We start from the raw sequence: 20,173 nt of genomic DNA on the forward strand, positions 1-20,173 counted from the left end.
ATCCGTCAGAAAAGCAAAAACATGTACGCTAAATTTTGGTAGGAAAATTTTATTGCAACCAAAAAAGAGTGGAAAGCTTATAATAGCTCTCCACCCTGTATCTCATAAGAAAATATTAAAATGGTATCCCGTAAAAACCACGTTGCATTTCATTAATAAGGTTACCTAATATGCTATCACCAATAAGTAGTAAAATGATTGCCATTGCTACATAGGTTAAAACAACGCCATAATAGACATCAAGCCCACTAGTTGCTGGCGCTTTTGTTTTTAATGAAAAGATTGTTGCCGTACTTGCCATAGAAGCAGTGCTGATTGCGAGTAGTAGCAAAATGCTGCTAAATGTGTAACTATCTAAAATAGCAAAAAGAACAGCTGTCATCGCCACTGCTGTAGGTAATACCATTAATGTGCCAAATCGAGTCATTACATCTATAAATGAAACATTTGCTTTCATTAATTTAGCAACACCGAATTTCACAGCAATAAGCAAAGCAAAAAAGATTAGGAAAATGATGAATGGCTTTAATACAACATCGGTAAAAGTCGGTGCTAGGTAGCCACCACTAAGCGAATGGATTGTAATGTACGTAAATAAAGGAACAAATAATGAAAATAGCGCCAATGTAATCATGCCATTTACTTTATCAGCTTCACGAACCTTTTTACTTACCTCAAACGGATGTGCCATTGCTTGCAAGATAAAATTCCAATATTGTTTGCTGATTTGTTTCCCTTGTTGTACATAATCTCCTGTTTGTTCTTGTTGATTAGGCACATGTTGTGCAGTTTCTGTATGTTGCGCACTAGTAGCTACATGAGCTACATTTTCCTCATTTATTTTTGTACCACAATTTGTACAAAACTTAGCATTCTCTTCTAGTGCAGCTTGACAGTTTGGACAGTTCATATCTATCTCTCTCCTTCATTTGATTAATTTGCTTCCATAACACGTTCTACAGTATTGTCTGGATTAAATGACCAAAGGCCATAGTGATCTTCAATCAACCATGCATCATCCTCAGGTTGGTAAATTAATTTCAATTGCCACTCATTTATTTCTTCAGCTGTTTCAATTTCACTTGTATCTATTTCTTCATCTTCATATTCGTAATAGCTTGCTGCATCAAAATATAGTGCTGCATTAACATTTAATACATACTGGTCTTCTTCTTGAGACAAATAAAAGCTATCCAAGTCAACAACAGTTTTCTCGTAGCTTCCAATCCATTGCTTGTTCCAATTTTCCATCGAATTAAAGGTGCTAGTAGCAACATCATCTTGGTAAGTACTCGTTGTGGTTGTAAATAAAGAGGGATCTAATGCCTCATTTGCTACAGCCATGTCTTGACCAAATATATGGATTGTATCAATAATGTCTGTTTGCATTTCTTCGCTAAAAGGATTTGAAACTTGCAAATTCATATAACGCGAATCAACTGCAGTTTTTTCAGTAGTCACATCACCCCAAGGAAAGCTTAGAACAGCATGAGCATTTACTGATCCATCTACAGAAACAGGACCAAAAGATTCATCGGTTTCGATATCAAGTGCTTTATCATTCAGGTAGTACGTAACAGAATCAGCAATATCTTGATACTCTGAGTTAAATGAAATATATTCGCCGTATAAAGTCAGGTCAACATATTGTTCTTGATGATAAGGCTCTAATAATTCAATTGTTTGTTGGTTTTCTAGTAGGGCATAATCATTATCAAAGCTAGCCTTTACTGTATAAACACCAGGCAGAAAAGGCCCAAACTCTTTACTGAATGCCTCTGACTCAGTAACTGCAATTTCTTTGTCACCAAGAAATATTTGCGTATCAGCCATGTTTGTCGCAACTTCAAAATAGAAGGGCATGACCTCGATATAATAACGATCATATATAAGTGCCGTTTTTCCGTCTTTCTCAAGTGAAAAAATCGTACTAGAATCTTGTTCATAATCACCATCAAAAGCGTTAGCTTGCTGCTCAAGTCCATCAATAAAGTATTGTAAAGCGGATGGTGTTTCACTAATTAATGCTACTAACTTAGTAACCTCTTCTTCAGTAATCTCTAACCGACTATCACTTGATTCCAACAGCTTAGTCAGTGTTGCAGCATCTTCTTCTTGTAAAGCCGTTTCGAACTTTTCAATGATTCGTTCTTTATCGGTCATCTTCGCACCGACTTGATAGCCACCAATTACTATTAGTAGTAACGCAATTACACTAATCGCAATAATCTTTTGTTTTTTCGATGCATGCTTTATTTTTTTAAGCCATGTTGAAAAAACAGGTGTAGGATTCGGATTAGGTGGTGCTTGCGTATGTACATGCTGCACAGCTGTCCCACATTCAGGACAAAAGTTGGAGTTGGCTTTTAATGCATGACCGCATTCTTTACAGTAGCTCATAGGTTTCATCCTTTCATAATTAAATTGTCATACAATAAATAAGTATAGCGCAATGTACCTAGGGCTACTAGCATAATTTGTAGATTTTTGAAAAATAATGCATGTTATTTTAAAGGGGAATTAGCATGAATGAGACAAGTGTTTTGGGGAAAGTGCACTGCTTGTAAGGGGAGATGCTTTATGAGGTAGTTTAAATCTATCCCCCCTTATAAGTAACTAACCAATAGTATATTTGCTTGCCTGGTTCAAGGCAGCAGGCCTTCCAAGAAAAAAACCTTGACCGATGGGTATACCTAAGTCTTTGGCCATCAATAGCTCAGCTTTTGTTTCTAAACCTTCTAATATTAAAGTCACTTGATTTTCTTTGCAATAAAATAGAAAAAATCGGATTAGTCCTTGTTTCTTTGTCGAAGTATCAAGATCGTTGGCAAACATCTTATCAAGCTTAATGTAATCAGGTTCTAATTCAATTAGCATGTCAAAATTAGCGTAGCCTTTGCCGACATCATCTAGTGCTATCCTATACCCTTGTTGTTTGAGTGCTTGTAGTTCATGCATAAAACAGTTTGGGTGTTCGATCAGTTCAGATTCGGCTATTTCCAGCACGATATTTTCTTTAGATAGTTCATTTTGCCTTGTTAATTGATGCAAAAGTCTAATAAAAGTGCAGTCCGAGATGGTTGAAGGATACACATTTATAAATAATAATTCATCTTTACGGCTTACGCCTCCCGATCCATAGGTGGATAATGCTTTAGCTATGGATTGGGAATCCAAATCAAATAATCGGTTCGCTTTCTTTGCTTCATTAAAAGCAAACTCAGGATTTGGATAAATGGTAGTACGTAACAATATCTCATAACCAATTCTTAGTCCGTTTTCGATATTAAAGATCGGCTGGAAGTCATGATGGAATTGTTCCTTTTCAATAAAATCATCGATGAGCATAGTCTTTTCCCCCTGAAATAGAAAAGGGTGAACCTATTCACAGATAGGTTCACCCAATGTCTAGTTTCTTCGGTGGCTCGGCAATCGTGGCATACATTCATGTATACGTTAGACCCTTGGCTTTGCGTCCTTACCTTTCGATAAGTTTGCCTTTATCGGTAAACCTTATTAAAATTTGTACGTTCAAATAATCTTATTTTGTATATTATACCAAATTTCGACAAAATTCCAATAGGTTTTACATAAAAAGTGATGTTTTAGCTAGAATTGATATAATGGGACGATTGTCTTGAAAAAGTAAATTTTATATTCTTATACAAAATGATTTCCTTAAATAATAAGATTGATCACTAGAAATCTGTCTTTCATAGGTAGTCTTACATATACACACACCATTTCAATCAAACTATCTACTCATTCCCAATATTTTTATAACACAATTTCCAATTTTAGTGCCATTAAGACAAATATTTGTGCTATAATTTCATTTGTTACTAATTTGACAATATATAAAAAATGATAGAAATAAGCCTCAGGAGGATCATATCTATGGAAGAAACGATATCTTTAAAAGAAATATTCGAGGTGCTGAAAAAGCGTCTGGTAATGATCATCACGCTTACCTTATGTGCTGCACTAGTTAGTGGACTTGTTACGCATTTCTTAATAACGCCAACCTATCAATCTAGTTCCCAGTTTATTGTTAATCAAAAATCAAGTGAAGATAATAATGTTAGTGTTAATGATATTCGATCAAATGTTGAAATCATAAATACATACAATGTCATTATTAAAAGTTCCCGGATTCTAGATCAAGTGGTGGATGAGTTAGATTTAACAATTTCATCTGGAACATTAAGCAATAAATTAAGTGTAGCAAATGCGCAAAATTCACAAGTTGTAACTGTTACTGCAACAGACCCTGATCCAGAAATGGCAGTTGCGATTGCGAATACAACAGTAGAAATATTCCAAAATGACATCGATAATTTAATGAACGTAGATAATGTAAGTGTGTTATCAGAAGCAGTGCTACCTGCAGATCCACAACCAGTAAGCCCGAACCTTACCTTAAACATGGCAATTGCACTTGTACTTGGTGGCATGGTTGGTGTTGGTTTAGCTTTCCTATTAGAATATATTGATAATACGATTAAAACAGAAGCAGACATTGAAACGAAATTAGAATTACCTGTAATTGGTGTGATCTCACACGTTGGAGAGAAAGATATTGCACCTACAAACATTGTACAAACAAAACATAGTAGAAGAGAAAGGGGAGGTTTCAATGGCGAAGCGAAGAAAACAAGCTAGAAATAATACAGTCCGTCATTTGATTACGAAATTAAACCCGCGATCTCCAATTTCAGAACAATTTCGAACGATTCGAACAAATCTACAATTCTCATCAGTAGACGAAGAATTAAAAACAATGCTTGTAACATCAGCAGGACCATCTGAAGGAAAATCGTCAACCGTTGCAAATCTTGCTATTGTCTTCGCGCAACAGGACAAGCGCGTATTGCTTATCGATGCAGATTTACGTAAACCAACCGTTCACTATACGTTTCGTATTGACAACCGTCGTGGTTTGAGTAGTGTTCTAGTTGGAGAGTTAGCACTACATGATGCTGTTGCTAAAAGTGATGTCCAGAATTTAGATGTCTTACCATGTGGTCCAATTCCGCCTAACCCATCTGAATTGCTGGGATCAAAAGCTATGAAGAAATTAATTGCAGATGCATCTGAATATTATGATCTAATTATCTTTGATACACCACCAGTACTTGCTGTGACGGATGCACAGATCTTGGCGAATATATCGGACGGTGCACTATTAGTTGTTCGTAGTAAGCAAACAGAGTTTGAAAATGCTGAAAAAGCAAAAGAATTACTAATGCCTGCACAAGCGAAATTACTTGGTGTGATATTGAATGACCGTGAGCAGAAAAAAGGAAACTACTATTATTATGGAGAAGGTTAACTCACCAACTATCTGAACAGCACCCCAATTGTTAGAAGCAATCTAACAATTGGGGTGTTTTTAGATGCAGAAAATCTTTAAATTAGAGAAATTAGCTAATGTATAGTGTTGTATAAAAGGGAGGGGTCATTTAACACAATTCTAACTTGGTAAGCGAATTTACTCTGCAATTCCAGTCTATTAAATAATCCTTACGGATATATCTTTGAGAGCATGTCTTTAAATCATTCTGGTTTAAGAGACTTGCAGATAATGTAAATCATTCTATGTCAGGTGCGACAAAACTTCTAATCCACTGACAAATCCCTTATGGTACGCTAACCGTAAAATGTAAAAAGGGAGTTGTGAGTGATGATTGATATACATTGTCATATATTACCTGGTGTTGATAATGGTGCTGAAAATATGGAAGAAAGTATTGCAATAGCAAATGCTGCAGTGAACCAGGGTATCGATACGATAATTGCAACACCCCAGCATATGAATGGATACCACCATAATTTCAAAAATCAAGTCATTCAACAGGTGGAACAGCTTAATCAAGCATTAAAAGAACGACAAATTGGTTTAAAAGTTCTTCCTGGTCAAATGATCCGTATTTACCGAGAGATGCTAACAAGCTTTGAGAAAGATAACTTACTTGAATTAAATCAATCAACAGGATATTTATTAATCGATCTACCTAGAAATCATATTCCTACCTATACAACACAGCTCCTATTTGATTTACAAATTAAAGGCTACCAACCAATACTCGTACACCCTGAAAAAAATCCCTGGATTCAAGATGATCCAGAACTGCTCTATCAATTTGTAAAAAGAGGAGCACTCACCCAACTAGCGACTGATAGTATTATAGGCAAGCGGGATAAAACTGCGCATAAATTCGCTTTGCAAATGATTGAAGCAAATCAAGCACACTTTATTGGTTCAGCTGCAACAAGTCATAAAAACTATAACTTTCAAGAAGCCGTTCAAAAAATTAACAAACTATATGGTAAGAAAAAGACTTATTTTTTTGTTGAGAATGCTGTATACTTGATGGAAGGAAAAGCTGTGATTAGAAATGAAGAAAAACGCATTAAAAAGAAGAAAATATTTGGGATACTTTGATTTGTTAGTACGTTATACCTAATAAATGCAAATGATCTCCTAAATTAGTAGTGAAAAGTATGTGGCATAAAATGAAAATATACAGAAAAATGTAGTATATTTGGTATCTTTTTACTATATCATTTGTTACACTATTATTATTGCAAAAAAAGGAGGGTGTACGTCTATGATTGATATACATTGTCACATTTTACCGAACGTCGATGATGGTGCAAAGCATGCAGTAGATAGTGTTGCGATGGCAAAGGCGGCTGTTGCGCAAGGTATACATACGATTATTGCGACACCTCATCATAAAAATGAAAGCTTTGATAACTATAAATCTGACATTATCACACATGTCGATCAGCTGAATAATAGATTACAAGAAGAAGAGATTCCGCTGACTGTTTTACCAGGACAAGAAACACGCATTTATGGTGAAATGGTAGCAGATTATGATCATAATGAATTATTAACTTTAAATGAAACAAGTGGCTATCTATTTGTTGAATTGCCATCCAATCATGTTCCACGTTATACAAATCAATTGTTATTTGACCTACAAGTACATGGATTAACACCGATTATTGTCCATCCCGAACGAAATAAAGAATTAATGGAACACCCGAATATGTTGTATGACTTTGTCAGAAATGGCACACTAACACAAGTGACTGCAGCGAGTGTTGTAGGTAAGTTTGGTAAAAAAATAAAGAAATTCTCACATGAACTAATTGATGCTAATTTAACACATTTTATTGCATCAGATGCGCATAATACAACAACTAGAGGATTTTGTATGCAAGAAGCAAGTAGTGAGATAAAAGAAGAATTCGGTTCAAGTATGCTGTATTATTTCATGGAAAATGCCCAATATCTTATTGATGGCATGACTGTAATCGGCGACGAACCAGCCAGAATTCATAAGAAGAAATTTTTAGGATTATTCTAGGTTTTTATACCTTTTCAGGAGACTAAAAGGCATTAAAGTCTACAGATTCTAAACTTTTTTAAAGAAAATATATGAAATTTGGAACGAGAAAATTGTTCCTTTCGCAATAATAAGGTGTGCGTATTTAATTATATAGATTGCGTTAGGGTATAGAAGTTGAGAGAAACGCTCACTACACTATCTTATACCACAAACTAATCAAAACTAAACCAAAGTACTATCCAAAAAGGAGCTACATCACATGAAAAAAGTAAGAAAAGCGATTATACCGGCAGCTGGATTAGGAACAAGATTCTTACCAGCAACAAAAGCAATGCCGAAAGAAATGTTACCTATTGTTGATAAACCAACGATTCAATATATTGTGGAAGAGGCAGTTGCTTCTGGAATTGAAGATATTATTATTGTAACTGGTAAAGGAAAACGTGCAATAGAAGACCACTTCGACTTTGCCCCTGAACTAGAGCAAAACTTAAAAGAAAAAAACAAATTAGACCTCTTACACAAGGTTGAACAATCGTCCCAATTAGCAGATATTCACTATATTCGTCAAAAGGAACCAAAAGGACTTGGTCATGCGGTATGGTGTGCTCGTAAATTTATTGGAGATGAACCATTTGCCGTACTTCTTGGGGATGACATCGTCCAAAGTGATGTTCCTTGTTTAAAACAACTGATCAACGAATATGAAGAAACACAGTCATCCGTAATCGGCGTACAGCAAGTACCGTATGATGAAACACATCGCTATGGAATTGTTGATCAAAGTGCGCAAATAGGACGCCGTTACCAAGTAAATAATTTTGTTGAAAAGCCAGCAGAAGGAACAGCTCCATCTAATCTAGCAATCATGGGGCGTTACATTTTTACACCAGAAATCTTCCGTTTCTTAGATCGTCAACAAGTTGGAGCAGGTGGCGAAATTCAATTGACAGATGCGATCCAAATGTTAAATGAAATTCAAAAAGTCTATGCTTACGACTTTGAAGGTACGAGACATGATGTCGGAGAAAAATTAGGCTTTGTTAAAACAACAATTGAATTTGCACTACAAAATAAAGAAATCGGTTTAGATGTACAGCGAATGTTACAAGAACTTGTAGAAGAAATGAAAGGAACAACAAAATAGACAACGATGAAAGAAGGGAATTTCCCATGTCTTATCAATTAAGAGTGACGTTATTAGTCCTGCTTGACTCCGTTATTGTTAGTTCAGCGATTTTTATTGCTTCGTGGGTTGTCTATCCATCGACTTCCGTTTGGTCGATGGATACGATCCTAATTAGTTCAATCGCACTTTTATTATTCCATCACCTATATGCAAGTCTTTATCAGCTTTACAATAAAGTCTGGTCATATGCTAGTGTAGGAGAACTAATTTCTATTGTTAAAGCTATTACTTTCTCGATTTTATCTACCGCAATTATTCAATTATTAGTAAATGATTTCACAATGTATCGACGTGCATTAATCGTTACCTGGATGTTACATATTATCTTTATTGGAGGATCACGCTTTTTCTGGCGTGTTTTCCGGGATCGATTTATTGCATCGGAAAAAAACCAAAAGAATACATTGATTGTAGGTGCTGGCGCAGCTGGTGCCATGTTTGCACGTCAGTTAAAAAATGAACCACATAATACAGATCTTTGCCCTGTTGCATTTGTTGATGATGATTTCACCAAACATAAAATGCAATTGTATGGTATTCCTGTAGTGGGTGACACCGGGGACATTTCGCGAATTGTACAAGAGATGGATATCGATCATATTGTCATTGCCATTCCTTCACTAAAAAATGGGGAATTAACCGATGTGATCACTGCGTGTAATCAAACAGATGCAAAGGTACAAATGCTACCAAAAATTGAAGACTTGGCAACTGGACGTGTTTCCGTTAGTGCGCTTCGTAATGTTGATGTGGAAGATGTCTTAGGGCGTGAACCAGTAAAATTAGATTTAGGAAAGATCGCAGAGTTTGTTACAGGTAACACAGTTATGATCACTGGTGCGGGTGGATCGATAGGTTCAGAGATTTGTCGTCAATTGATGCGTTTTAGTCCTAGTAAAATATTATTAGTGGGTCATGGTGAATTTAGTATTTATTCCATTGATATGGAACTACGTCAGACATTTAAAAACAAAGATACTGAAATCATTCCAATTATTGGGGATGTGCAAGACCGGAAGCGTATATTTGAAATTGTAGAAAAGTATCATCCAACGATGGTCTATCATGCAGCAGCGCATAAACACGTACCGCTAATGGAATATAATCCACATGAAGCGATAAAGAACAACATAATTGGAACGAAAAATGTTACCGATGCATGTGACACTTATGGTGTAGATACATTTGTGTTAGTTTCAACCGATAAATCTGTCAATCCAACAAATGTGATGGGTGCAACAAAACGTCTAGCTGAGATGGTCGTACAAAGCTTAGCAAAACGTAGTCAAACCAAATTTGTTGCTGTACGATTTGGTAATGTATTAGGTAGTCGTGGCAGCGTCATTCCATTATTCAAGAAACAAATTGAAAGTGGAGGGCCAGTTACCGTTACACACCCAGATATGACCCGTTACTTTATGACGATCCCAGAGGCTTCAAGATTAGTGATTCAAGCTGGAACACTAGCCCAAGGTGGCGAAATATTTGTTCTTGATATGGGTGAACCAGTTAAGATTGTTGACCTTGCGAGAAACTTGATCAAATTATCTGGTTATACCGAAGAAGAAATTCCAATTGCATATTCTGGCATTCGACCAGGTGAAAAGATGTATGAAGAATTATTAGGTGATGGCGAAATTTTGCCAGGTGAAGTTTATGAGAAGATCTATGTAGGACGCACAATAGATGTTGATATCGATAGATTACTAGACTTAATCGATCGATTTGAGGGATTAACGAAAGAAGAATTAAAAGATGCATTAATGGGCATTGTTTATGCAGAGAAAGAATTGAAGGCTGTTGAAGGGTAAAAATTTTACAGAAATTCTCTTTTTGTCCTATTAATACATGACAGAATCTGCTAAACTTATACAGGTTACGATGTTTAAGAATGGTAATGTCTCCTTTACCACTATCAACCGGAGGCACTCGGCTATGCTGTGGGTCAAGCGACCTTAGACACTTGTTGTCAGTAGTGTGGTGGTGAGGTGGGGTTAAATGCCCCGATTAAGAAGATAAAAGGAAGAATAGTAAATTTGCAAAATAGGAAAGAAACATATAAAGTGAAACTTCCCTCAGTGAGCACTTTCTTTGTTTTCACTGAGGGTTAGTTAAACCAATCCGGCCTTTACGGGCAGTTACCCCACATTGTTTATGTGTGGAGGTAATACTGCCCGTTAATGCGGGGAAAATAATTAGCTACTAATTTTATTAATGATTAGTAGCTAATTTACATTATGGAAGTGAGACATGAGAAAGCTTAAAGAAATAAAGAAACTAAAAAATGAAGCGGGATTTACTTTGATTGAAGTATTATCTGTGCTTGTCATTTTAGGTGTCATTGCAGCAATTGCTGTTCCATCTGTTTACGGGATTATTGAGAATAGCAAGAGAGAAGTTTGTTACGTTAACCAAGCAGAAATTGAACGTATGTATGAAGATTATTTAGTTTTAGAAGAATTAGAGCACTCTGATCAGCGCTTTACTAATTATTTGAGAGATAATCATTTAAATGAAAGTAATGATCATGGTGAATATAGTTACATCGATGGAAAGGTCCATTGTAGTATACATTCTGATAATGAATTGCCAGAAGTAGAGGTACCAGATATACCAGAAGTACCTGAAGACAATGAAGGTGGAAGTGTTCCTTTTTTATAATAGGGTATTTGTGGGAACGGATAATAACTGATAGTGAATACACCAGTTTCCCATATATAAATATATGGTCGGAATTATTATAAAATTTATATGATTACTTTAGAAAAGAATGAATGTGATTGAATAACAGAGCGGAACTGACTAGTGTTTATAGACCAACACAATATATAGTGTGTTTTAACCCTTAAAAATCAACAAATAACACAATATATGGATTTTATCTATTGTATATACTCTTTTTTGATTAATCGAAAAAGATAAAAAAGGCTATTTTAAACTAAAATATGGAAGTGTTAATTTTGAAAACGTTGATTTACCGGGCTTTATAACTGGGTAAATACGGAAAAAAGATTGAATATAGATAAGGAACTGACTATCGTAGTTAGATTAACACAATATGTAGTATTGGAAATGGTGTAAATTTGCACTTTTAATACAATATATTGATTATATCTATAGTGCATACTCTTTTTTGATCAATCGAAAAAGATAAAAAGGTCTATTTCAACCTAAAATCTGGAAGTTTAAATTTTAAAAACGTTGATTTGACGGGCTTTTCATATTCCTAAAAATGGAAAAATGATTGAATAAAATCAAGGAACTGACTATCGAGCTTAGATTGAACGCTAGAAACCTTGCGGGATAAGGTTTTGAGGCTTGTTTAGTGAGAATTATAGATTGATTGAATGGTATATATAATAGGAAGAAACTCGATTTAGGGAGGTAAATGCGAGAATATCTAATCCGTATTTGTTAGGTAGATTGAATAGATATTACGAGGTGGCTATTAGAGGTAGATAACAATTTTAGTGGTTTAGTAGTTGGTTGGAAATGTAGAGAATTCCAAATAAGTCCTAACTCACTAAAATAACTTTACGAGGAGTGTAGCTGGATGTATATGAAGGTTAAAAGATTCATAGATATTATTCTTTCTTTAATAGGACTTATTGTCTTATCACCCATTTTTTTAATTCTAATAATTGCTATTAAGACCGAATCAAGAGGACCGGTTCTTTTTAAGCAAAAGCGTGTTGGAATAAACAAAACACATTTTAATATACTGAAGTTCAGAACTATGCGGATAGATACGCCTAAGGACACTCCAACTCATTTATTAGAAAACCCTGATCAATACATTACTAAAATGGGGAAGTTTTTAAGAAAGACTTCTCTTGATGAGTTACCGCAGATTTGGAATATCTTTGTTGGCCAAATGAGTATTATTGGGCCAAGACCAGCGCTATGGAATCAATATGATTTGATTGATGAACGAGATAAATATGGTGCCAATGATGTACCACCTGGATTGACTGGATGGGCACAAATCAATGGTAGAGATGAACTTCCTATTGAGCTAAAGGCAAAGTTAGATGGCGAGTACGTTTCGAGAATTAGTCTTTGGATGGATGTTAAGTGCTTCTTTGGGACAATCGTAAGTGTTGTTAAAAGTGACGGGGTTGTTGAAGGTAGTATTGCTTCAAAGAAGGAAACTGTTAGTAGCAAGGAGAGTACTTCTAAATGAAAAAAATACTGATAACGGGGAAAAATAGTTATGTAGGGAAGAACCTTGAAAGGTGGCTCGGAAATTATCCTGATGGGTATTCAATAGATTTGATTAGTCTAAGAAATGATTCATGGAAAGAAACGGACTTCTCTGTATATGATGTTGTGTTTCATGTTGCTGGAATTGCTCATGTCTCTTCAGATCCTAAAATGGAGGAACTGTATTATAAAGTAAATCGTGATTTAACAATAGAAACTGCCAAAAAAGCAAAAGCCGAAGGTGTGAGGCAGTTTATTTTTATGAGTAGTATTATAGTATATGGTGATAGTAGTAGTGAAGAAAGAGTGATTGATAAAAATACAACACCTACTCCTAGTAACTTTTATGGTAATAGTAAACTGCAGGCAGAAGAAGGTATCAAATCATTAGATAGTAAAGATTTCAAAATTGCTGTTATCAGACCCCCAATGATTTATGGGAAAGACTCAAAAGGTAATTACCCTAAGCTTGCCAAAATAGCTCAAAGTCTACCTGTATTTCCTGATGTAGATAATAAGCGTAGTATGCTTCATATTGATAACCTTAGTGAGTTTATTAGGGTTATAGTTGATCATGAAGATAGTGGGTTGTTTTTTCCGCAGAACAGCGAATATGTTAGGACTAGTGAAATGGTAAAGATTATTGCTGAAATTCACGGTAAGAGGATTAAACTTACTAAGATATTCAATCCAATTTTAAACCTTATCGGATTTAAGATTGGAGTTATTAATAAAGCGTTTGGTAATTTGGTTTACGAAAAAAATATGAGTATATATAAGGAGAATTACCAGATAAGAGATTTTAGAAGCTCATTAGAATTGTCAGAGTTGGAGAGTGGACAAGAATGAACGATTTAAAAAGTCATGATGTTTTAGAGCCTTTAGTTTCAATTATAATGCCAGCATATAATTGTGCAGATTATATTGGAATTACTATTAAATCTGTTATAGGTCAAACATATAAAAATTGGGAAATCATTATAATTGATGATTGTTCTACCGATAATACTGAAGCAATAGTAAAAGATTTTATATCCATGGATAATAGAATAAAATATTTTAAGTTGGAAAAGAATTCTGGAGCTGCGGTGGCCAGAAATAAAGCAATTGACCTTGCAGAAGGGGAATATATAGCTTTTCTTGATAGTGATGATGTTTGGTTTCCAGAAAAATTAGAAAAGCAGATTAAAGTAATGAAAGAAAACGGCTATAACTTTACATGTACCAGTTATACAAAGATTGATGAACAAGGAAACTACCTTAATCGTACAATTAGAGCGCGGAGTAGAAGTGATTATGATGGAGTTTTAAAAACCTGTCCAGGAAACTCAACAGTTATATATAACGCATATGAATTAGGGAAATTCAAAATTCCAGATATAAAAAAGAGAAATGATTATGTAATGTGGTTACAGGTAATAAAAAAGGAAAAGTATTTACATGGTCTAGAAGAACCTTTGAGTAGCCACCGTATCAGGACGAATGCAATATCCAGTAATAAATCGAGTTTAGTAGGTTATCATTGGAGGGTCTACAGAGAAATAGAGCATTTATCTATTATTAAGTCGAGTTATCTAATTGCCTATTGGATTATTGTGACGCTATTCAAATTAAGGTAGTATTCATTATTTGTACTTTAATTGTAGTCTATAGAGAGAGGTGCAAAAAATAGATATGTTAGAAAGACAAAATCGAAAGCAGGTTAGCACCTTAGAAATATTTTTGTTTATTTTTTCTATGTCTTTCGCTCCCCAATATTTACCTATTGATGTAAGACCTGTAATATACTTTTTTTGGATATTAGTAAGTTTATCAAGAGGGGGTTATTTTAACGATATTATAATTACTAGGTATGTAAGAAACACGCTAATATTTTTATTACTGATTAGTATATATAGTGCAATTGTTGTTTTAACTTCTTCCTCAGGGGATCACTATGTTTATATTAGGTATATTAGAGCTTTCTTAGCGTTGTCCGTTATTATACTCTATATCAGTAATTCAACCATAAATATAAAAAAATTAATTAATAGTTTTGTATTAATATTATTTTTGCATTCGTTAATAATAATAGTAGAAATAATATTACCTGAAATTAGGGAACTAATGTATCCTTTTTCAGGATCGAGTAGGAAATTTTATGCGTATAGAGCCAATGGTTTAGTCAATTCATATGATCTTGCAGGGATTTATACAAACTTCGGTCTATTACTCTCCTCGGTAATGTATATACAGAGTCGGCAGAAGAAATATTTAATTATTAGTCTGGTTAGCATTTTAGCAACTATTTTCACGTCAAGATTAAGTATTATTGCTATGATTTTTATACTTATGTTTATACTGAAAAAATCTAATGAAAATAGAGTTGTCATATTCAAAGTTTTTATATCGATAATATTTATAATCACTGGGACTATAGGAATAGGATTATGGACTATAACGACAGATGTTTTTCCATTAATGAGGTCATATATCTTTAGTTACAGTTGGGCGGATGAATTATATTTAAATATAATTGAAACATATTCAGATGATGATGTAGGAAGTTTGTTAACTAATCATTTTGTTTTCGGCTTGGAATCAGTACAAACTTTTTTATTTGGAAAAGGACTTGAAGGTCCTGCTGACCCTGGTTACAGCAAAATCTATAATTCGATTGGCCTTATAGGTATTGTTCTTATAACCTTTTATTATTTATATCAATGGTTTTATATAAATAATTTTAAGTATAGAAACTTCAATAGTTACTACTATCTGGTATATATATCATTGATTTATATACTGCTAACTATGTTAGTTGGGAATTTTAAAATATTATTTTTCTTTTCTACTAGCCTGTTCGAATTAATGAGTATATTAATTATTTCATATGAATTTTTTATTCGACAAAAAAATGGTATAACTAAAAAAGGCAATGAATTGAGGTTATAAACTTGAAAGTTAAAATAAAAATGGCTTTTATTGTATTATGCTATCGTGAAACAAGAGATTTAATAAAATTGATTAATAACTTGAAAGAGCACAGAGAAGAACTAGCAATAGTTATTGTAAATAGCTACTACGACGAAGCTACAAAGGCTGAATTTGAAAAGATCGCAAATGAAAATAATTGCGATTTTTTAAATATAGAAAACAAAGGGTATGGATATGGAAATAATCGCGGAATGGAATATGCAAATGAAAAGTATCAATACGACTTCCTTTGTATTTGTAATCCGGACATAGTTTTCGAAAATTTTCCAATAGATCATCTAACTAAAGATCTACATGGGTCTATAATTGCACCGAGTATAATCACTAAAAATGGAAAGAAGCAAAACCCTTATTATTACTTTCATGTTCCTTTAGTAGATTGGTTAAAATATGTAGGTTTAACTAAAAATAAAAAGTTAGCATATTACTTAGGAGTAGCAATAAATAAAATTTTCAGAATAACTTTAGACAATTTAAACTTTAAAGCCAAAGTGAAGGTGTATGCCTGTCATGGAGCTTGTTTTTTCATTGGAAATATAGCTGCAAAAAAATTAGGATTACCATTTAACGAAGAGATGTTCTTGTTTCATGAAGAAGAACACTTAGCGCGTTTAACAAATAAGCTAAGCATCCCCATACTCTATGATAAAGGTATTAAAGTATTACACTTTGAAGATGGAAGTTCTGAAAGTATAAAAGATTCAACTTTCAAGTATATGAAGCAATCCTATACAGAATACTACCATTTTTGGAGAAATAGAGACTAAATTAACTGGTATAAAAATAACGAAAGTAAGGGGATATCATGAAGGGTATATTCATCTATTATAAAAAGATTAACTATAGCAATCTATCAGGAATAGATAAAAAAGTATTGTGGCAATTAGAGGCTTTTAGAGAAAATGGGATTGACTGCGAGTTAGTAATTTTAGACAAAAACAAAGAATCGTTTTTTCAAACATTAATGGATCAATTTCTTGTTAGTATCCCCTACGGAAATAGGTATCCTGAATGGAAATATAGTGAAAAATATAATAATATTGACTTTATTTATTTTCGAAGACCTACATGTTTCACTGTCCATATGCTAAAAGTATTTTCCGAAATTAAAGAAAATAACCCAAAAGTAAAAACTATATTAGAGATCCCTACCTATCCCTATGATAAGGAAATGAAGGTGAAACTTAGGTATTTTCCGTTATTTATTAAGGATATTTATAATCGTTCAAAATTACATCAAATTATAGATAGAATAGCAGTTCAAAATGATATTGATACTTTATTTAGTATACCAACAATTAATTTTACCAATGGTATTAAGGTTGATGATATTAAGATACGGCAACCATTAGAACAAAATGATTCAAACCAAATTAACCTTTGTGCAGTAGCAAGTTTAAACCCATGGCAAGGGTATGAAAGAGTAATTCAGGGAATATTTAACTATTATGAAAATAATGGAAAAAGAAATATAGTTTTACATTTAGTGGGGGATGGTTCAGAACGCCAACACTATGAAAGGTTAGTTAAAGATTATAAATTAGAAAATAGTGTGCTGTTTTATGGTAGTTTATTTGGCGAAGATCTTAATAAGGTATATAATATTTGCGATTTAGCATTAGATGCATTTGGTAGATATAAAACTGAAAATTCTATGTCTACATCACTCAAAAGTAGAGAGTATCTAGCCAAAGGGATTCCAATTGTATCAGGCTGTAAAGTTGATTTGTTAGAAGATAATTCACCTTATTATTTGGAATTCCCTAGTGATAGCTCATCAATTGATATGAATAAAATTGTTAAGTTTTATGATGAAATATACGGTAATGGAGAATCGAAGTTATCTGTAGCAGAAAAGATTCGAAAATATGCATATAAAGTTTGTGATGTCTCAACTACTATGAAGGATGTAGTTGAGTATATAAAGAACTAAATGAAATCATTTAGTTGACAGAATGCTTTAATAATAGTTAGGTGGAAAATTATCGATAGAAAAGAGGTGATCTGGTGGAAATAGATCAATTCTTAAAATTTGAAACTGAATTATGCTTGTTTGATGATGAAATAAGTGATATCAAGTATTGGCATTTAATAAGAAAAAAAATATATGATGAAATTAAGAGAAAAAAAGAGGATATTGATCTAGCACATCGAGTTTCAAAAAATAATAGTCTAATAAGTCGAGGTTTAAAGAAGATTAAACAAGTTCCATCTGTTTTAACCAAAAGCCCGGTGAACTTAAAAGAAAAAGACATTTTAGTTTTAAATCATCATAGAAGACTTAAAATGGGGGACTATTATGAATGTCTTTATACAGACGATCTTCTTACTAATTTAGAGTTAACATACTATGTAATTGAAGACCCTATGGTGGATGTTCATTTAAAACCGGCAGTTACTAAGAATTTAAAATATACAGATGTTATTCATAACAAGTATGTAATTAGGTGGATGTTCCATAAGTTGTTAAATAAAAAGGTTATATCACAAGTTGAAAGAGAGAAAATCAGAAATTTAGTTGATAAACTTAATAGTTTTTTTGATGTGGATTTTGAAAATCAATATATACTCACTTTAGTGGAAAAGGTAATTATAAAATATCGCTTATTCTACACATATTATAACAATATAATAAAAAAGGTGAATCCAAAAATTATTATCGAAGTAGTTTCATATGATTTCTCCAGATTTGTAATAAATAACATTGCGAAAAAAAATGGGATACCAACTATAGAGCTACAACATGGGACAATGGGTAAATATCATGTTGCTTATAATTTTGCAAAAGAAATAAAGGATATAAGTACATTTCCCGATTATATATTTCTATTTGGACAATTCTGGAAAGATCAAACTAGATTTCCTATTTCCGATTCTAAAATTAAGGTGGTAGGATGGCCATTTTACGAACAAAAAGTAAATTCTTATAAAAATAATAAGAATGAGAGGTACAGGAATAAAGAGGTTATACTATTTATTTCACAAGGGCATATTGGTAAACATTTGAGTAAAATCGCTGTAGAGTTATCGCGAAAAATTGATTTAAAGAAATATGAGATGATTTATAAACTTCACCCAGGTGAATATGCTAGGTGGAGGGAAGATTATCCATGGCTAGTTTCTAGTGATATGCAGATAATCGATACAAATACTTACGATATGCATTACTTCTTTGCCAATGCCGATATTCAGGTGGGAGTTAGTTCGACAGCGGTTTTTGAAGGTATTGGCTATGGGTTAAAAACAATTGTTTGTAAACTACCTACACATGAATACCTTGAAGAGCTTTTTATGAACAAACTAGCATATTTGGTTAGAGATGCAGATGAATTATTGCAGTATATTGAAGCAGGACTTAGACCTATTTTTAGTGATATGAATTATTTTTGGAATGGAAAAAGTATAGATAATATAAAAAAGAATATAAAAGAGATTATTGATGCAAAGGAGAAAATACAATGTTAAATAATAAAACAATACTAATTACGGGTGGAACAGGTTCTTTCGGTAAAAAATTTATTTCAAAAGTATTAGAGCAAGATGTTAAGAAAGTTATTGTATTTAGCAGGGATGAATTAAAACAATATGAAATGGCCCAGGAATACACTGATCCTCGAATTCGTTTCTTTATTGGAGATGTTCGTGATAAAGAGCGTTTATATAGAGCATTTGATGGGGTAGATATCGTCATTCATGCTGCAGCTCTCAAACATGTAGGTGCTTGTGAGTATAACCCTTTTGAAGCTGTTAAGACCAATATTCATGGTGCTCAAAATATTATAGAAGCTGCTATTGATCGTGGTGTTGAAAAAGTAATTGCACTAAGCACTGATAAAGCGGCAAGTCCAATTAACTTATATGGTGCAACAAAACTAGCTTCTGATAAATTATTTGTTGCTGGAAATTCTTATGCAGGTAATAAAGTAACAAGATTTTCGGTTGTGCGTTATGGTAATGTAGTAGGAAGCAGAGGAAGTGTTGTTCCATTCTTTAAAAAGCTTAAAGAACAAGGTGAGATCCAGCTTCCAATTACAGATGAACGCATGACACGTTTTTGGATTACGTTAGATCAAGGTGTACAATTTGTTATTGACAATCTCCAAAGAATGAAAGGTGGAGAAATCTTTATACCAAAGATTCCTAGTATGAAAGTTGTAGATTTAGCTGAAGCAATTGCTCCGGAATGTGAAATAAAAATAGTTGGAATTCGACCAGGAGAAAAATTGCATGAAGCAATGATTAATGAAGATGATGCTCGCCAGACTTTAGAATATGACACATATTATGTTATCCAACCAGAATTTCCTTGGTGGAGAGAAGAATATTCGAACGGTGGTAAACCATTACCTGAAGGCTTTACCTATATAAGTGATGTAAATGACCATTGGTTAACTGTTGATGAACTAAGAGAATTAGTAAAAGAGTGATTTTTATTTTTGTCCTATTT

General features: G+C 33.4%; 18 protein-coding genes and 1 riboswitch. Of the genes, 15 read left to right on the plus strand and 3 right to left on the minus strand.

The features are described 5' to 3' along the window. Window positions 1–115: 115 nt before the first annotated feature. The 3 genes from D2K40_RS08540 to D2K40_RS08550 all read right to left on the minus strand — a co-directional run bounded on the left by D2K40_RS08540 (window position 116) and on the right by D2K40_RS08550 (window position 3,348). A complete protein-coding gene (locus D2K40_RS08540; protein WP_117154988.1) occupies window positions 116–910 on the minus strand; it encodes a zinc ribbon domain-containing protein in 795 nt (264 codons plus the stop codon). A gap of 23 nt (window positions 911–933) precedes the next feature. Next, a complete protein-coding gene (locus D2K40_RS08545) occupies window positions 934–2,400 on the minus strand; it encodes a zinc ribbon domain-containing protein (protein ID WP_162879174.1) in 1,467 nt (488 codons plus the stop codon). 216 nt (window positions 2,401–2,616) lie between these two features. Beyond that, window positions 2,617–3,348: an EAL domain-containing protein gene (locus D2K40_RS08550; RefSeq protein WP_117154992.1), complete on the minus strand. Its 732-nt coding sequence runs from the start codon at window positions 3,346–3,348 to the stop codon at window positions 2,617–2,619. A gap of 68 nt (window positions 3,349–3,416) precedes the next feature. Beyond that, window positions 3,417–3,509: riboswitch (cyclic di-GMP riboswitch) on the minus strand. A 388-nt stretch (window positions 3,510–3,897) separates the two neighbouring features. Here D2K40_RS08550 and D2K40_RS08555 point away from each other — a divergent pair. From D2K40_RS08555 to pseB, 15 genes are all read left to right on the plus strand, one after another. After that, window positions 3,898–4,662 (plus strand): YveK family protein, encoded by a 765-nt coding sequence (locus D2K40_RS08555; RefSeq protein ID WP_117154994.1) that lies wholly within the window; start codon window positions 3,898–3,900, stop codon window positions 4,660–4,662. Next, a complete protein-coding gene (locus tag D2K40_RS08560) occupies window positions 4,637–5,332 on the plus strand; it encodes a CpsD/CapB family tyrosine-protein kinase (protein ID WP_117154996.1) in 696 nt (231 codons plus the stop codon). Before D2K40_RS08555 ends, D2K40_RS08560 begins: the two co-directional genes overlap by 26 nt. 351 nt (window positions 5,333–5,683) lie before the next feature. After that, window positions 5,684–6,445 carry a tyrosine-protein phosphatase gene (locus D2K40_RS08565; RefSeq protein ID WP_117154998.1) on the plus strand — a complete coding sequence of 254 codons (762 nt, stop codon included), beginning with the start codon at window positions 5,684–5,686 and terminating at the stop codon, window positions 6,443–6,445. 166 nt (window positions 6,446–6,611) lie between these two features. Further along, window positions 6,612–7,379 (plus strand): tyrosine-protein phosphatase, encoded by a 768-nt coding sequence (locus tag D2K40_RS08570; protein ID WP_117155000.1) that lies wholly within the window; start codon window positions 6,612–6,614, stop codon window positions 7,377–7,379. Window positions 7,380–7,620: 241 nt separating this feature from the next. Continuing rightward, window positions 7,621–8,508, plus strand: a complete 888-nt coding sequence (gene galU / locus D2K40_RS08575) for a UTP--glucose-1-phosphate uridylyltransferase GalU (RefSeq protein ID WP_117155002.1) — start codon at window positions 7,621–7,623, stop codon at window positions 8,506–8,508. A gap of 26 nt (window positions 8,509–8,534) precedes the next feature. After that, window positions 8,535–10,361, plus strand: coding sequence for a polysaccharide biosynthesis protein (locus D2K40_RS08580; RefSeq protein WP_117155004.1), 1,827 nt, complete (start codon window positions 8,535–8,537; stop codon window positions 10,359–10,361). Between the two features lie 439 nt (window positions 10,362–10,800). Next, window positions 10,801–11,211 (plus strand): type II secretion system protein, encoded by a 411-nt coding sequence (locus D2K40_RS08585; RefSeq protein ID WP_117155006.1) that lies wholly within the window; start codon window positions 10,801–10,803, stop codon window positions 11,209–11,211. 892 nt (window positions 11,212–12,103) lie between these two features. Then, a complete protein-coding gene (locus tag D2K40_RS08590; RefSeq protein WP_117155008.1) occupies window positions 12,104–12,733 on the plus strand; it encodes a sugar transferase in 630 nt (209 codons plus the stop codon). Continuing rightward, window positions 12,730–13,602: an NAD-dependent epimerase/dehydratase family protein gene (locus D2K40_RS08595; RefSeq protein WP_117155010.1), complete on the plus strand. Its 873-nt coding sequence runs from the start codon at window positions 12,730–12,732 to the stop codon at window positions 13,600–13,602. The genes D2K40_RS08590 and D2K40_RS08595 overlap by 4 nt, the downstream gene beginning before the upstream one ends. Beyond that, the gene (locus D2K40_RS08600; protein ID WP_117155012.1) at window positions 13,599–14,372 is read left to right on the plus strand and encodes a glycosyltransferase family 2 protein; all 774 of its coding nucleotides are present in this window, start codon (window positions 13,599–13,601) and stop codon (window positions 14,370–14,372) included. Before D2K40_RS08595 ends, D2K40_RS08600 begins: the two co-directional genes overlap by 4 nt. Before the next feature lie 55 nt (window positions 14,373–14,427). Further along, window positions 14,428–15,684, plus strand: a complete 1,257-nt coding sequence (locus tag D2K40_RS08605) for a hypothetical protein (RefSeq protein WP_117155014.1) — start codon at window positions 14,428–14,430, stop codon at window positions 15,682–15,684. Between the two features lie 2 nt (window positions 15,685–15,686). Next, window positions 15,687–16,493 carry a glycosyltransferase family 2 protein gene (locus tag D2K40_RS08610; protein ID WP_117155016.1) on the plus strand — a complete coding sequence of 269 codons (807 nt, stop codon included), beginning with the start codon at window positions 15,687–15,689 and terminating at the stop codon, window positions 16,491–16,493. Between the two features lie 38 nt (window positions 16,494–16,531). Then, window positions 16,532–17,659, plus strand: coding sequence for a glycosyltransferase (locus tag D2K40_RS08615; RefSeq protein ID WP_117155018.1), 1,128 nt, complete (start codon window positions 16,532–16,534; stop codon window positions 17,657–17,659). A 74-nt stretch (window positions 17,660–17,733) separates the two neighbouring features. Further along, the gene (locus D2K40_RS08620; RefSeq protein WP_117155020.1) at window positions 17,734–19,191 is read left to right on the plus strand and encodes a hypothetical protein; all 1,458 of its coding nucleotides are present in this window, start codon (window positions 17,734–17,736) and stop codon (window positions 19,189–19,191) included. Continuing rightward, window positions 19,185–20,153 carry a UDP-N-acetylglucosamine 4,6-dehydratase (inverting) gene (gene pseB / locus D2K40_RS08625; protein ID WP_117155022.1) on the plus strand — a complete coding sequence of 323 codons (969 nt, stop codon included), beginning with the start codon at window positions 19,185–19,187 and terminating at the stop codon, window positions 20,151–20,153. The genes D2K40_RS08620 and pseB overlap by 7 nt, the downstream gene beginning before the upstream one ends. Window positions 20,154–20,173: the final 20 nt, after the last annotated feature.

It is taken from the genome of Paraliobacillus quinghaiensis, from assembly GCF_003426025.1.
Classification (GTDB): Bacteria; Bacillota; Bacilli; order Bacillales; family Amphibacillaceae; genus Paraliobacillus_A; species Paraliobacillus_A quinghaiensis.